Below are 15192 nucleotides of genomic sequence, written 5' to 3' on the forward strand. Positions count from 1 at the left end.
GCGATTACGGAGAGCGTCAATGGCGGAAGCCGGGCGGCCACTACGTGAGAGCCTTCAGCCCCCCGAGTGACCTGTACCACTAACCGGCATCCCCCGCCCCTCACCGGGCAGAGACCACCCCGAGTGTCCGTATCTCACGATCCGATACCCCCAAGGTCGTTTTCGGACGCTCGTTAAACTGAGCCGACACAACAGACCGAGCGAGGAGCGCACGTGGGCCTTGTCGTGCAGAAGTACGGAGGCTCCTCCGTAGCCGATGCCGAGGGCATCAAGCGCGTCGCCAAGCGGATCGTCGAAGCCAAGAAGAACGGCAACCAAGTGGTTGTCGTGGTTTCCGCGATGGGCGACACGACGGACGAGCTGATCGATCTCGCCGAGCAGGTATCCCCGATGCCTGCCGGGCGTGAGTTCGACATGCTGCTGACCGCCGGAGAGCGTATCTCCATGGCACTGCTGGCCATGGCGATCAAAAACCTGGGCCACGAGGCCCAGTCGTTCACCGGCAGCCAGGCAGGCGTCATCACCGACTCGGTCCACAACAAAGCCCGGATCATCGACGTCACGCCCGGCCGGATTCGCGAGTCGCTCGACAAGGGCAACATCGCCATCGTCGCCGGCTTCCAGGGCGTCAGCCAGGACAAGAAGGACATCACCACGCTCGGGCGTGGTGGCTCCGACACCACGGCCGTCGCGCTCGCGGCCGCCCTCGACGCCGAGGTGTGCGAGATCTACACCGACGTCGACGGCGTGTTCACCGCCGACCCGCGCGTGGTGAAGAAGGCGAAGAAGATCGACTGGATCTCCTTCGAGGACATGCTGGAACTCGCCGCCTCCGGTTCCAAGGTGCTGCTCCACCGCTGTGTGGAGTACGCCCGCCGTTACAACATCCCGATCCACGTCCGGTCCAGCTTCAGCGGACTGCAGGGCACCTGGGTCAGCAGCGAACCGATCGAGCAAGGGGACAAGAAGGTGGAGCAGGCCATCATCTCCGGTGTCGCGCACGACACCTCCGAGGCCAAGGTCACGGTCGTCGGCGTGCCGGACAAGCCGGGCGAGGCCGCCTCGATCTTCCGCGCCATCGCCGACGCCGAGATCAACATCGACATGGTCGTGCAGAACGTGTCCGCCGCGTCCACCGGGCTGACGGACATCTCCTTCACCCTCCCCAAGACCGAGGGCCGCAAGGCCATCGACGCCCTGGAGAAGGCGAAGACGATCATCGGCTTCGACTCGCTGCGCTACGACGACCAGATCGGCAAGATCTCCCTGGTCGGCGCCGGCATGAAGACCAACCCGGGCGTCACCGCCTCCTTCTTCGAGGCGCTCTCCGACGCGGGCGTGAACATCGAGCTGATCTCGACCTCCGAGATCCGCATCTCGGTCGTCACCCGCGCCGACGACGTCCCGGAGGCCGTCCAGGCCGTCCACACCGCCTTCGGCCTCGACTCCGACACCGCCGAGGCGGTCGTGTACGGCGGCACCGGGCGATGACCGTACGACCGACGCTCGCGGTCGTGGGTGCGACCGGAGCCGTCGGCACGGTCATGCTCCAGATCCTGTCGCAGCACGCGGACATCTGGGGCGAGATCCGTCTGATCGCCTCGCCGCGCTCGGTCGGCCGCAAGCTGGCCGTGCGCGGTGCGGAGGTCGAGGTGGTGGCGCTCACCGAGGCGGCCTTCGACGGGGTCGACGTCGCCATGTTCGACGTACCCGACGAGGTGTCCGCGCAGTGGGCGCCGATCGCCGCCGCCAAGGGCGCGGTGGTGGTGGACAATTCGGGCGCCTTCCGGATGGACCCCGAGGTGCCGCTCGTGGTGCCCGAGGTCAACCCGCACAAGGCGCGCCTACGGCCCCGCGGGATCATCGCCAACCCGAACTGCACGACGCTCTCCATGATCGTGGCCCTGGGCGCGCTGCACGCCGAGTTCGGGCTGCGTGAGCTGGTGGTCTCCTCGTACCAGGCGGTCAGCGGGGCGGGGCGGGCCGGCGTCGAGACGCTGCGGCAGCAGCTGGCGCTGGTCGCCGGCACGGAGCTGGGGACCCACCCCGGTGACGTGCGGCGGGCCGTCGGCGACAACACCGGGCCGTTCCCGGAGCCGGTCGCGCTGAACGTCGTACCGTGGGCCGGGTCGTTGCGCGCGGACGGCTGGTCCTCGGAGGAGATGAAGGTGCGGGACGAGACCCGCAAGATCCTCGGGCTGCCGAACCTTCCGGTCGCCGTGACCTGTGTACGGGTCCCGGTCGTCACCACGCACTCCCTCACCGTGCACGCCCGCTTCCAGGGCGAGGTCACCGTCGACGGGGCCCGTGAGATTCTCGCCACCGCGCCCGGGGTCGTCCTCTTCGACGACCCGGCCGCCGGCGAGTTCCCGACACCCGCCGACGTGGTGGGCACCGACCCGACCTGGGTGGGCCGGGTGCGGCGGGCGCTGGACGATCCGACGGCCCTGGAACTCTTTGTTTGCGGGGACAACCTGCGCAAGGGCGCGGCCCTCAACACCGCGCAGATCGCGGAGCTGGTGGCCACCGAGTTCGCGTGACACCAGGTGACCGTGGTCGCGCTCCCATGACGTGCCGTGTTGCCTGTAACACATGCACGAGTAAGGGGTTACCCCCGGAAAAGCCCTGGCTGTGGGCTCAACGGTTTGTAGGATCTGTGGGCGACGTGTGGTCGGGCCAATAGTCCGGACCACTTGCCCCGTGCCGCCTCGGCGTCCGAAGATTTCCCTCCCCGCCCTTCGCAACCGCGCGAAGGGCGGGGAGCGTCTTTGCGAACGCCCTTCGGGGGTGCGGGGATGCTTGGTGAGGCGTGGGGACGCCTCGGTCATTCAGGACATAGGGGAAGAGCGGGTAGGCATGAGGGCGCTTGACGCACGGTCGGTTGTGCTGCCTGACACCAGACGGCCGGCTGCGGCACATGACGCAAAAGTGACGCCCGGCACGTACAACCCTGACGGGGGGAGCGTGTCCAACTGGCGTGGCAGAGGTTCTCGACTTCCAAGCAGCGACCCGCGGTACGGCTCTACGGCCGCCCCGCCCGTCGCTCCGACCCCGCATGCCCGGTGTGCCCGGCGGCGGCATGCCGGTGATCGCGCCCATGCCCGCAGCGCGGCCTACCCGCATACCGAATCAGCGCGACGGCGCCGATGACATAGCGGCGGCCGGGACGACCGTCGACCACCTCACCGAGACCTACCGCGCGCACTACCGCTCGCTGCTGGGTCTCGCCGCCCTCCTGCTCGACGACACCGCCTCCTGCGAGGACGTCGTCCAGGAGGCCTTCATCCGCGTGCACTCCGCGCGCAAACGCGTCCGCGACCCCGAGAAGACGCTCGCCTACCTGCGTCAGACGGTCGTCAATCTTTCCCGCTCCGCCTTGCGCCGCCGCATCCTGGGCCTCAAGCTCCTGTCCAAGCCGATGCCGGACATGGCGAGCGCCGAGGAGGGTGCGTACGACCAGCTGGAGCGCGACTCCCTGATCAAGGCGATGAAGGGCCTCCAGCGCCGCCAGCGCGAGGTCCTGGTGCTGCGCTACTTCGCGGACATGACGGAGGCCCAGGTCGCCGAGACGCTCGGCATATCGCTGGGCTCGGTGAAGGCGTACGGCTCCCGCGGCATCGCGGCGCTCCGCATCGCGATGGAGGCGCCGGCATGAACAAGGACGGCGAGGGGCGTGACTCCCATGACCGCCATGAGCCCTACGCATGGCACGAGCCGACGAGACCGCACGAACAAGAGCACACGCAATCGCACGCTGGGAACGGAACTGTGAACCACGGCCAGGACGACCGGAACCCCGACGGGTTCGACTCGGACGAGCTGGCGCTGCGCAGGATGCTGCACCAGGCGGTGCAGACGGTCGAGCCGCGCGACGGCACCCTCGACCACCTGCGCAAGGCCGTCCCCGCCCGGCGGGCGCGCAAGCGGCAGGCCGTCGTCGGCATGGCGGCCGCCGCCCTGTTCATCGGCACCGCCGTCCCCGCCCTCGTGCACGTGTCCAACTCCACCGGCTCCGACGTCAACCCCTCGGCCGTCGGCCAGGCCTCCCAGGCCCAGGGCGGGTCGAGCCAGGGAAAAAACGCCGACGGCAGTGAGAGCACCGCCGGCGGCAGCGCCGGTACCTCGCCGGGCAAGGGCAAGGGCGACACCAAGGGCGACGGCACGGGCAAGAACACCGGTACGGCCACGGGCGGCAGTGCGGGCACCGACCCGTCGACCACCAGCGCCTCGGCCCCGGTCTGCACGGCCGACCAGCTCGGCTCGCCCACCGGCACCGTGGACGCCCCCGACTCCGCCAACACCGTCTACGGCACCTTCCGCGTCGTCAACACCTCCACCTCCTCCTGCACGGTCGGCGGCCCCGGCTCGGTGAGCACGCAGGCGGCGGGCGCCGCGGACGCCACGAAGATCATCCTGGCCCGCCATGTGTCCGGGGACGCGGCGTCCGGCCTGCCCGACCCGTCCACCGAGGTCACCTCGCTCCTGCTGGCGCCGGGTTCGGCCTACGAGGTCAAGTTCGCCTGGGTCCCCTCGGAGTCCTGCCCCAGCACCGGCACCAGCTCGGGCGGCACGACGGACGGCGGCTCCACCGCGAGCCCGACCCCGACCGAGGACACCAGCTCCTCCGGCTCCACCTCCTCCGGCACGGACAGCGGCGTCACCACGCAGCTGGTCACGGAGGACGGAACCCAGGACGGCAGCGTCACCGTGTCGCACACCACGGAGGCGGGCTCACCGACGGTCTCGGCGACGGTGTCCGACGCGTGCGCGGGGACTGTCATTTACACCGGGGTGCTGGCCGGGACGTGACGGAGCCGAGGACGGGAGGTACGCGGACCGGCGTCAGACGGCGACCTTCTCCTCTTCCTCCGTCACGAGGCCCATCTCCGCGTCCCGCGCGAACTCCACCTCGCGGCGCAGCAGCCGGAACCACATGAACACCACGAAGCCGGCGAAGACGAACCACTCCCCGGTGTAGCCAAGGTTCTGGAAGGCCTTCAGGTCCAGCCCGGAGCCCGCGGGTACCGTCGCCGGCACGGCCGTCATCCCGGTGTCGCCCTTGTCCAGCGTGACCCACGCGTCGTACACGTCGTACGGCACGAGGTTCACCAGCGACGCCGAACTGATCGCCGCGGTCTGCCCGTCCGGCAACCCGCCCTGTGCGCTCACCCCGTTGTCCCCCGGCGTCTCGGACGCCTGCAGCGCACCGGTGACGGTGACCTCACCGGTCGGCGCGGCGGGCGCCTTCGCGGCGCTCGCGGAACCCGGCAGCCAGCCGCGCACGACCGGCAGCGCCTTGCCGCCGTCGGTGCGCAGCAGCGTCAGCACGTAGTACCCGTTCCGGCCGTCGAGTTGACGGTCGGGGACGAGCAGCTGCTTGCCGTACCGCCCGGTCGCGGTGACCTGCCGGCCCGAGGTCGTCTTGTCCACGGGCAGCATCTGCCGCAGCGGACGGGCCGCCTCGTGCCGGTCCTGCGAGATCTGCTCGGTCGCGTCACGGTGGTCCTGCACCCGGTCCTCGAACCGGCTCAGCTGCCATGACCCCATGAAGACGCAGAAGGGGATGGCGAGCAGCACGAAGACGTTGATCCCCCACCAGCGGGACGTCAGCAGAAACCGGTACACGCCATCAAAGGTACGGGGCGCTCCGCGAGGGCGGGCCGGGGGGTCGGACCGTCGGCACCGCTCGGTGCGGTACGCCGGCTCAGTAGCTGTGTGAACGCCCTCGCTGGGCGGGTCGGTCCCGGCGGGCCCGCAGCGAGTACATGAGCGGGATCCGCGGCCGGTCCGCCGGGAAGCGGTAGTACCCGTCCCGCCGCTCGAAGCTCTCGAAGCGCCGGAAGAGCGAGACGTCGTGCTCGTGCAGGAACTCGATCCGCAGCCCGGCCGCGGCCAGCGCCGAGACCACCTCGCCGACCGGATGCTGCCACTCCACGCTGCGGTTGTTGACCGTGCCGGTCTCCTCGGACCCGTACGTGCCCGGCTCGTCGTACTCCTGGGCCCCGCGGTCGAAGTAGTCCCGCACCACCCGCGAGCCGGTCTCGTCGTCCAGCACGTCGGTCAGCGGATGGAACTCGGAGAGATAGAGGAACCCGCCCGGCGCGACGAGCGACGCGGCCGTCTCGGCCCAGCGCCCGAGGTCGGGCAGCCAGCACAGGGCGCCGGTGCCGGTGTAGACGATGTCGTACGAGGGTTCCGGCACCGCGGCGGCCGCGTCGTACACGTCGGACGCCACGAAGGCCGCCCGCTCCGGCCCGAACCCGAGATCGGCGGCGAGACCGCGGGCGACGTCGAGGGCGGGTTCGGAGAAGTCGAGGCCGACGACGCGGGCGGCGCCGTGCCGGGCCCAGGACAGGGTGTCGGTGCCGATGTGGCACTGCAGATGGAGGAGGGACCGGCCGGTCACGTCGCCGACCTCGGCCAGTTCGAAGTGGCGCAGGGCCTCGGCGCCCGCGCGGAAGCCGTCGAGATCGTAGAAACCGCCGGCCGCGTGCAGCGGCGCCCGCTCGTCCCACAGGGCGCGGTTGGCCTCGCGCCAGTCGGCGGGGGTGGCGGATGCCGGGGAGGGGACGGGGGAGGACACGGTCTGCCTGCCTAACCTTTTCCGCCTGCTCAGAGGGGCGCTTGGTAAGTGACCGGTAGAAGTTATCCACAGCCTGAGGACCTCGCCAGCGAATTGTCTGTGCGGACAGGCACTATGGGGCCATGACTGAGAGCAACGGGTCCGCTTCGCCCAAGCGGAACGAGGAGATGCCGGACTGGGAGAGGCGCTTCCGGGCGCCCCGGGTGTCGCTGCCCGACTGGGCGGAGGACGCACCGGACCACTCCCTGTTCGTGTCGAACGCGACGGGGACGTACGAGCTGTACGCCTGGGACCGGGCGTCCGGCGAGCAGCGCCAGGTGACGGACCGGCCGAATGGCACGACGGACGGCGTGCTCTCCCCGGACGGCGCGTGGATCTGGTGGTTCGACGACAAGGACGGCGACGAGTTCGGCGTCTGGCGCCGACAGCCCTTCGAGGGCGGCCCGGACGACCTCGCCGCGCCCGGCCTGGACGCCTCCTACCCGGCGGGCCTGGCCCTGGGCCGCGACGGCCGCACGGCGATCGTCGGCCGCTCCACGGACGAGGAGGGTACGACGATCCACCTCGCGCGCACCGACTCCGAGCCCGTGGAGATCTACCGCCACCGCGAGTCGGCGGGCGTCGGCGACCTCTCCCACGACGGCACGCTGATCGCCGTCGAGCACACCGAGCACGGGGACGCGATGCACTCCGCGCTGCGGGTCCTGCGCCCCGACGGCACGGCGGTCGCCGAACTCGACGACACCAAGGGCGGCACGGAGGAGCTGGGCCTGGAAGTCCTGGGCTTCGCCCCGGTCGACGGCGACACCCGCCTGCTCATCGGCCATCAGCGCCGGGGCCGTTGGGAGCCGCTGGTGTGGGACGTGGCGACGGGGGAGGAGACCGACCTCGCCCTGGACCTGCCCGGCGACGTAGGCGCCGAGTGGTACCCGGACGCCACGGGCCTGCTCATCGCGCACAGCTTCGAGGCCCGCAGCGAGCTCTTCCGGTACGACCTGGAGAGCGCCGCCCTGGCGAAGATCCCGACCCCGCCCGGCACGGTCTCCGGCGCGACGGCCCGCCCCGACGGCAGCGTGGAGTACCTCTGGTCCTCGGCCGCGGAGCCGTCGACGGTCCGCTCGACCGGGGGCACCTCCCAGGCCCGTGAGGCAGCGGGGGAGGGCAAGGTCGTCCTGGACCCGCCGGGCATGAAGTCCCCGGGCTCGGTCCCGGTGCAGGACGTCTGGGTGGAGGGGCCCGGCGGCCGCATCCACGCGCTGGTCCAGAAGCCGGCGGGAGTGACGGGCCCCGTCCCCACCGTGTTCGACATCCACGGCGGCCCCACCTGGCACGACAGCGACTCCTTCGCGGCGGGCCCGGCGGCCTGGGTGGACCACGGCTACGCGGTGGTCCGCGTCAACTACCGCGGCTCCACGGGTTACGGCCGCGAGTGGACGGACGCCCTGAAGCACCGGGTCGGACTCATCGAGCTCGAGGACATCGCCGCGGTCCGCGACTGGGCGGTGAGTTCGGGCTTGTCGGACCCCGACCGCCTCATCCTCAGCGGCGGTTCGTGGGGCGGCTACCTCACCCTCCTCGGCCTCGGCGTCCAGCCGGACGCGTGGACCCTGGGCATCGCGGCGGTACCGGTCGCCGACTACGTCACGGCGTACCACGACGAGATGGAAGCGCTGAAGGCCATGGACCGCACGCTCCTGGGCGGCACCCCGGAGGAGGTCCCCGACCGCTTCGAGGCCTCGTCCCCCCTGACGTACGTGGACAAGGTCAGGGCCCCGGTCTACATCTCGGCCGGCGTCAACGACCCCCGCTGCCCGATCCGCCAGATCGAGAACTACGTGAAACGCCTGGAGAGCAGAGAGGCGACCCACGAGGTGTACCGCTACGACGCGGGCCACGGCTCATTGGTCGTCGACGAACGCATCAAGCAGGTCCGCCTGGAACTGGACTTCGCGGAGAGGCACTTGGGGACGACAGCTCCGTAGCCTGTAACGCCTCGCCGTCTGCGGGTCCGGGCCGGGTACCCGTCACGCCCCCGCCCGCTCCCGCGGACGCCGTCCCAGCAACTCCGCCAACCCCCGCCGCGTAGCCGCCAGCACCACCCGATCCTCCGCCCGCAGCACATACGTATCCGGCAGATCCCACACGAGCCCGGCTCCCGCTCCCGACCCCCGCCCGCCCTCGTACGCCTCCTCGACCGCGGGCTCCTGACCACCCCCGGCCCCCTGCACCCCCGTATCCAAGGCCAACACCCGCCACGCCCCCGCCCGAAACGCCTCCGCCACGGTCTTCCCCTCCAGCTGTGAATGCCCACCCACATCCACCGCGGCGAACAACAACACCCGCCGCTCGACCGGAATCGCCCCCAGAATCTGCCGCCCCATCATCGCCCCGGCAAAAGCCGGCGCGGCCAGATGGGACACACTCCGACTCCGCGTGGACGCCCGAGGATGCGCGGCCCGAAGCGTCCGGTAAACGGCGGTCGCGAAGTCGTCGTCGTACAACCGCAGCACCACCCGCAGATCCGGCCGCACGGACCGCGCGTACAGGGCGGCCTCGAGATTCGTCGTGTCCGCGCTGGTCACGGCCAGCAGCGCATGCGCCCGATGAATCTTGGCCGCCTCCAGCACACCTTCCTGAGTGACATCCCCCAACACCACAGGCACCCGCAACCGCCGAGCCGTGGCCAGTCCCCGAGCCTCCGGGTCGGACTCGACGCACACCACCGGAATGTGCAGTTCCCGCAGCCGGGTCAGCACCCGCGTACCGATCTTGCCCAGCCCGAGGAGGACCACATGCCCACCCAGCCCCCGAGGGGGTTTCCGCAGGGCCGAGGCCGACCGAAAGGTACCCAGCGCTTCGAGCACGGCGGCCAGCAGCACGGGCAGCATCAGCAACCCGACGAGCCCGGACAGGAGTTGGAGAACCTGCCGCCCCACGGGCGCCCCGATCGCGGGATCGTCGATGGCGAAGAGATCGAGCAGCGTCAGGTAGAAGGCACTCAGCGGATGCATCCCGGTGACCACCCACAGGGCCACCGCGAGCGCGATCACACACGCCGCCATACCCGCCAACGACCACCGCAGCCGCCGCGAGAACAACGAGGCGAACGGTACGGCCCCGCGCGCGGGGGGCAGCGCGGGCCCGGAGTAGGACACCTGCTCGAGGACCACGGTCCCGCGCCCCGTCGCCCCCTCCACCGCCGCCGCGTCCGGCAGCAGCAACGGCCCTTCCTCCACGCCGAGTTCGGGATCATCTGCGCCGACGGGACCGACGGGACCGACGGGTCCGACGCCGGGCGCCGACAGCACGGCCAGCGTGGCCAGCCCGGGCTCGGCCACCTGCCCCGGCCGCGGCGTCCGCTCCACCGCCCGCAACAACAGCCCATCGGTCTGTACGACCTTGCTGGTGCCGGCGACCGCGGTGGCGACCAGCGCCGGTGCGGCCGTATCGGCGTCGGACAGCACGGTCGTAGAAGCGTCGAAGTTGGATCCGTCACCGGCGCCCGCGGCCAACGCGGCTGCCTGATCGAGGAGTTCCTCGATGTGCTGGCCGAGCCGCCGGTTGTAGAGGCGCAGCACGAGCCGCAGCCGGGGGTTGAGTCGGCGGGCGGTGAGGGCGGCGCGGATGTTGGTCTCGTCGTCGTCATAGACGAGCGCCAGCGCGGCGGCCCGCGCCACGCCCGCCGAGCCGAGCACCTCCTCGGTCGGCTCGGCGGCCGCCACCAGGCGTTCGCCGCCGACGGGTTCACCGTTGCCGTTGCCCCGGTTCACGGCCGCGCTCACCCGGTCGATCAGCGCGGCCGTGGTGGCCCGGGCCCGTCCGACCACCGGCGTCCGCACACTCCGCTCGGACGGGGGCACGACGAGCGTGACCTGCTCGCCGTACACCCCGCGCAGTTCGGCGGCGAGCCGGTGCGCCAGCCCGTCGTCGCCGCACACCACCATGTGCGCGGACGGATCACCGTCCGGCAGTCCCTGATTCGGCACGCTCCCCACGAGGGGAAAGAGTGCCGCACCGGGACGCGTGGTTCCACCAACGAACGGCCGGACCCACTGAACGTTCACGCCTTCCCCGCCGTACCGAAGGGGAGGGAAACCAGCGCCCTTCCGCACCACCGGAGGTACCACGCCCGTGGCCATCACCAGACCAGCCCCCACGGGGGAGGACAGCGATGAGCCGACGACCCGCGCGCCGGAACGGGGCGGGACGGTGACTGAGGAGGCGCTCGAGGGGAGCGCCGAGCAGACCGCCGACAAGCTGGTCGAGCACCTGACCGGGCATGTGCCGGACAGGTCGTCCGGGAAGCGGGCGGGGCGTGCGACCGGCACGACGTCCGAATCCGAGCCGGAGCGGGCCGAACCGGCGCCGAAGTCGACGGGGTCGAAGCCGGCGGCTCGCGAGCGTGTGGGGGTGAAGTCGGCGGGGCTGAGGCTGGCGGATCGGGAGCGGGCGGAGTCGAAGCCGACGGGGTCGCAGCCGAAGGTCGACTGGCAGCCGAAGTCCGACGGGCGGCTGAAGGCCGATGGGCATGCGGAGGTCGACGGGCATGCGGAGGTCGACGGGCATGTGGAGGTCGGCGGGCGGCTGGAGGCCGATGGGCACGCGGAGGTCGGCGGGCACGCGGAGGTCGGCCGTCGCGAGTCGCGGTCTCCCCTCGTCCTGACCATGCTCCTGCTCCTCCTGGTGCTGCTCCAGGGCCCCATCCGCGGTGCCCTGTCCGCGCCGGTGATGCAGAGCTGGATGACGGTGTTCGTCGCCGTGCTGGTGCAGGCGCTGCCGTTCCTCGTGCTCGGTGTGCTGCTCTCGGCGGCGATCGCCGTGTTCGTCCCGCCGTCGTTCTTCGCCCGGGCGCTGCCCAGCCGCCCCGCCCTGGCCGTCCCGGTCGCGGGCATGGCGGGCGCCGTACTGCCGGGCTGCGAGTGCGCGTCGGTCCCGGTGGCCGGCGCCCTGGTCCGCCGGGGCGTCACCCCGGCCGCGGCCCTGGCCTTCCTCCTCTCCGCGCCCGCGATCAACCCGATCGTCCTGACCGCCACCGCCGTGGCCTTCCCCCGCAACCCCGAGATGGTCCTGGCCCGCTTCGTGGCCAGCCTCCTCGTGGCCTGCACGATGGGCTGGCTCTGGCACCGCTTGGGCCGCACGGACTGGCTGCGTCCACCGGAGCGCCCGCACTACGAGGGCGCCACCAAGGGCGAGGCCTTCTGGGGCTCGGTCCGGCATGACGTGATGCACGCGGGCGGCTTCCTGGTGGTGGGCGCGATGGCCGCGGCGACGCTGAAGGCGGTGGCCCCGGCGAGCTGGCTGCGCACGGCGGCGGACAACCCGTTCGTGGCGATCCTCGCCCTCGCGGTCCTGGCCGTACTCCTCTCCATCTGCTCGGAGGCGGACGCGTTCGTGGCGGCGTCGCTGACCCAGTTCTCCCTCACAGCCAAACTGGCGTTCCTGGTGGTGGGGCCCATGATCGACCTGAAACTCTTCGCGATGCAGGCGGGCACCTTCGGCCGCACCTTCGCCCTCCGCTTCGCCCCCGCCACGTTCGCCCTGGCGATCCTCGGCGCGGTCGTGACCGGGACGGTCCTCCTGTGAACCGCCAGGCCCAGGCAGCGGTCCTGTTCCTGACCGGCGCGGCCCTGCTCCACGCCGGCGTCACCGACCTCTACCTCCGCTACGTCAAGGCGGGCCTCCAACCCCTGCTGCTGGCGTCGGGAGCGGTCCTGATCGCGACGGCACTGGCGACGGTCTGGTACGAGTGGCGGGACCGAAAGACGCCGGCGACCGCGGCGGCGGCAGTGGCCGGGGCCCACGGCGACGAGCTTGGCCACGGTGACGGCGACGACCACGTCCACGTTCACCGCGAACCCCGCATCTCCTGGCTCCTGGTCCTCCCCCTCCTCGCCCTCATCCTGGTGGCCCCACCGGCCCTGGGCTCGTACAGCGCGATGCGCACGGGAACGGCCCTCCAACAGCCGTACGGCTACAACGCATTGCCAACCGGCAACCCCGTCAGCCTCACGGTGGTCGACTACGCGACCCGAGCGGTCTACGACCACGGCCGCCACCTCACCGACCGCCGCATAAAGATCACCGGCTTCGTGGCCCTGGACCACTCCGGCGCCCCCTACCTGGTCCGCATGGCCCTCAACTGCTGCGCAGCAGACGCCCAGCCGGTAAAAATCGCCCTGACCGGCAAGATCCCCCCGGTTCTCCAGCCGGACAAGTGGCTGGAGGTAACAGGCACTTACACCACCAAACAAACCAAGGACCCGGTCAACAACGGCCCGATCCCGTTCCTCCAGGTGACGTCAGCAACCCCAGTCCCCGTCCCCAAGGACCCGTACGACGAGAGCTGGAACAACTGACACCTGGCCCCTCACTCCTCCCCGGGCGCAATGAGGCGATCGGAGCTTTCGACGTCTACCGGTACGTCATCGAGGCCGACGCCAGCCAAGCTGTCCTCGGCCTCCATTGGGTCAGCCCAAAGTGAGGATGGAACAGGCTCAGTGATCACAGATCGTCGGTGTCATCCGAGACGTCGAGGCTGATCCCCGGATCACCTGGGGCTGATTCGTCGTCCAGGATCACCTTTCCCATCGCGGCTGAGATGCTTCCGAGCAGTGCCGCTTTGCGGGCGGCGAAGAACCCATCGAAGTCGTCGGCGGACATGAGATCCGGGTGCGCGAGGTGGGAACGGACGCGCTCGGCGACGCCTTCCTGAGCGGTCTCCGCGGCCTTTGCCAGCCGTCCCAGGTATTCGGAGGGGGCCACGCCTCCGATGATTCGGTTCGTCCGGGCAGTCAACGGGGTCTTGTTGATGATCGAGTTGTAGATGGCGGGGTCGTAACCAGCCTTTTCGCACCAGGTCTTGGGAAAGATGTGGTGGATGTCGATGGACTCGTCGAAGTACCCGGTGACCTCGGCCTTCTCGCCGGTGCGCCAGTCCACGGCACCCGCCTTCAGCAGCAACGCATAAATGCCCTTGTACGCTGCGCTGTTACGGGTCCGGAGGGTCAGCAGCCGCCCGGGGGAGAACTGTGCGGCAGTGACTGTCCGGGGCTCGGCCGTATCGCCGTGGATCCAGTCGACGACGTCCGGCAGATCCTGGCTGAAGCGGGTCTCGGTCGAACCGCCGTAGAGCTCACCGAACACTCCGCACCAGTACCAGCGGGCGAGCTTGTGCTGGGCTCCCGCACTTTGCGCGGTATCGCCGGCCAAGGCCAGGATCGCTGCCAGAGGTATCAACTGAGTTCCATACGGCAGGAACTTCGTGTCGAAGAGGAACTGCTGATGCAGGAACTTCGCCGCCGTCTTGAACCCGGTGATGACGGACGGGGCGAAGCGTACGTAGTCCTCCAGCGAGAGGGCGAGCATGTCTTTGCGCTTACAGCCGATGCGCGGCAGCCGTTCCTCCTCCGTCCCGCCTTCGGCCTCACGCCTACGCCGCTCGGCCGTGGCCAACAGAGTGACCGCCTGGAGAAAGTCGGTGTTGGAGACTTCGCGAAGGATGCGGTACTCGGGCGCCTTCCAGGCGGCCCGACACTCCTGTTCCCAGTGGTTGCGCAGATCGAACTCGTCGGCTGCGTAGGTGGCGGTCAGCAGCTCGAAGACGGTCAGGGTGACACCGCCGGTGTTCACCTTCTCGAAGACCTGGCATACGGCCTGGCGTGGGGTCGTCTGCCCCAGCTCGATGACCGGGACGTGATACAGGTCGAAGGGACGAACGAATTCCTTGCTGAACTCGCGCCACAGCTTGCGCTTGACTTTGTCGCCGTCCCAGTAGTCAGTGAATTCGTCGCCCCAGTCGCCGCCGTCGAAGACCGCGTGGAGTGGAAAGAGGTGTGCCTCGTACTCACGCTCGGGAGTTGAGTAGTCCTCGATTACCTCGCCCCGGAAGTTGACCACTTTCCGTGATTCGGGCAGGAAACGGATGGCGTCCTCACGGTCGCCGTTCTCGTCGAGAGCCTGGACCATGTCGACGTAGAACCACCCCGACACCTGCTGCTTGCGCAAGTCCTGAGTGACCACGGGGCCCTTCAGTTTCAGGGACTGGAACAGCGAGGTCAGCCGCTGCTGGCCGTCGAGCACGAGCGAATCCGGCTCGGGATCACCGACCGGGGCGGCTCCCTCGATCGGCCGGTACTTGAACCGGACGTCGCCGCCGGCCTTCAGCAACATGACGGTGCCGACGGGATAGCTCAGCGAGATCGACGCCAGGAGGCTCGCGATGTTCGGGTAGGGCCACACCCAGCCGCGCTGGAACTCGGGGAGTTGGGCCTTGCCGACCTCGACCTGTTGCAACAGATCGCGCAGGGGTCTCTTGTCGATGCTGAACGCTTCGTCGGCCACATGGGCTCCTTGGGGCGGCGGGCCATCGAGGGGCGCCCGAGGCCAACTGTTCCGTGTCACAACCAAATTACTAGCCGTCATGGCCGCGGTTGCCTGGGTTCCAGAACGAACTGCAGCCGCGACCAGGGCCAGAAGCCCCAGTAAGCACCCCTCTTCCTGGCACACTCGGGATGTGAGCCAGTGGGCCCCTCCAGACCAGAGCCGGGCCCCGATGGGCGCCGACTCATCAAGATCGTCCCCTGGTCGCGATCGCATCTGGAACGCAGAGC

General features: G+C 70.1%; 11 protein-coding genes. 7 read left to right on the forward strand and 4 right to left on the reverse strand.

Going from position 1 to position 15192, the window contains the following annotated elements:
* The first annotated feature begins 213 nt into the window (after window positions 1-213).
* The 4 genes from ACQEWB_RS26265 (at window position 214) to ACQEWB_RS26280 (ending at window position 4809) form a co-directional block, all read left to right on the forward strand.
* The gene (locus ACQEWB_RS26265; protein ID WP_432835040.1) at window positions 214-1491 is read left to right on the forward strand and encodes an aspartate kinase; all 1278 of its coding nucleotides are present in this window, start codon (window positions 214-216) and stop codon (window positions 1489-1491) included.
* Window positions 1488-2540 (forward strand): aspartate-semialdehyde dehydrogenase, encoded by a 1053-nt coding sequence (locus ACQEWB_RS26270; RefSeq protein ID WP_432835042.1) that lies wholly within the window; start codon window positions 1488-1490, stop codon window positions 2538-2540. Before ACQEWB_RS26265 ends, ACQEWB_RS26270 begins: the two co-directional genes overlap by 4 nt.
* A gap of 539 nt (window positions 2541-3079) precedes the next feature.
* On the forward strand, window positions 3080-3655 hold the full coding sequence (locus tag ACQEWB_RS26275; RefSeq protein WP_432844023.1) for a SigE family RNA polymerase sigma factor: 576 nt from the start codon (window positions 3080-3082) through the stop codon (window positions 3653-3655).
* Between the two features lie 113 nt (window positions 3656-3768).
* Window positions 3769-4809: a hypothetical protein gene (locus tag ACQEWB_RS26280; RefSeq protein ID WP_432835044.1), complete on the forward strand. Its 1041-nt coding sequence runs from the start codon at window positions 3769-3771 to the stop codon at window positions 4807-4809.
* Between the two features lie 33 nt (window positions 4810-4842).
* Here ACQEWB_RS26280 and ACQEWB_RS26285 read toward each other — a convergent pair whose 3' ends face one another.
* Window positions 4843-5625: an SURF1 family protein gene (locus ACQEWB_RS26285; RefSeq protein WP_432835046.1), complete on the reverse strand. Its 783-nt coding sequence runs from the start codon at window positions 5623-5625 to the stop codon at window positions 4843-4845.
* Window positions 5626-5704: 79 nt separating this feature from the next.
* Window positions 5705-6517 (reverse strand): class I SAM-dependent methyltransferase, encoded by an 813-nt coding sequence (locus tag ACQEWB_RS26290; RefSeq protein WP_432844024.1) that lies wholly within the window; start codon window positions 6515-6517, stop codon window positions 5705-5707.
* Between the two features lie 188 nt (window positions 6518-6705).
* Here ACQEWB_RS26290 and ACQEWB_RS26295 point away from each other — a divergent pair, with 188 nt between their 5' ends.
* Entirely contained in the window at window positions 6706-8565 is a 1860-nt protein-coding gene (locus ACQEWB_RS26295; RefSeq protein WP_432835048.1) for a S9 family peptidase, read from the forward strand.
* Between the two features lie 42 nt (window positions 8566-8607).
* Here ACQEWB_RS26295 and ACQEWB_RS26300 read toward each other — a convergent pair whose 3' ends face one another.
* A complete protein-coding gene (locus ACQEWB_RS26300; RefSeq protein WP_432844025.1) occupies window positions 8608-10527 on the reverse strand; it encodes a potassium channel family protein in 1920 nt (639 codons plus the stop codon).
* Between the two features lie 640 nt (window positions 10528-11167).
* Between ACQEWB_RS26300 and ACQEWB_RS26305 the strand changes: the two genes are divergently transcribed.
* Window positions 11168-12166, forward strand: a complete 999-nt coding sequence (locus ACQEWB_RS26305) for a permease (protein ID WP_432844027.1) — start codon at window positions 11168-11170, stop codon at window positions 12164-12166.
* Complete coding sequence (locus ACQEWB_RS26310) at window positions 12163-12939, forward strand: TIGR03943 family putative permease subunit (RefSeq protein ID WP_432835050.1); 777 nt, start codon at window positions 12163-12165, stop codon at window positions 12937-12939. The genes ACQEWB_RS26305 and ACQEWB_RS26310 overlap by 4 nt, the downstream gene beginning before the upstream one ends.
* Before the next feature lie 145 nt (window positions 12940-13084).
* On the opposite strand, the gene ACQEWB_RS26315 is transcribed toward ACQEWB_RS26310, so the two are convergent.
* Window positions 13085-14923: a GmrSD restriction endonuclease domain-containing protein gene (locus ACQEWB_RS26315; RefSeq protein ID WP_432835052.1), complete on the reverse strand. Its 1839-nt coding sequence runs from the start codon at window positions 14921-14923 to the stop codon at window positions 13085-13087.
* Window positions 14924-15192 lie beyond the last annotated feature (269 nt).

The organism is Streptomyces sp. CA-249302 (assembly GCF_050936785.1).
Lineage (GTDB): Bacteria > Actinomycetota > Actinomycetes > Streptomycetales > Streptomycetaceae > Streptomyces.

Excerpts from the sequence above, each read along its gene's own strand:
- ACQEWB_RS26270 (WP_432835042.1), top strand. The coding sequence starts at position 1,488 with ATGACCGTACGACCGACGCTCGCGGTCGTGGGTGCGACCGGAGCCGTC.
- ACQEWB_RS26275 (WP_432844023.1), top strand. The coding sequence starts at position 3,080 with ATGCCGGTGATCGCGCCCATGCCCGCAGCGCGGCCTACCCGCATACCG.
- ACQEWB_RS26300 (WP_432844025.1), bottom strand. The coding sequence starts at position 10,527 with ATGGTGGTGTGCGGCGACGACGGGCTGGCGCACCGGCTCGCCGCCGAA.
- ACQEWB_RS26295 (WP_432835048.1), top strand. The coding sequence starts at position 6,706 with ATGACTGAGAGCAACGGGTCCGCTTCGCCCAAGCGGAACGAGGAGATG.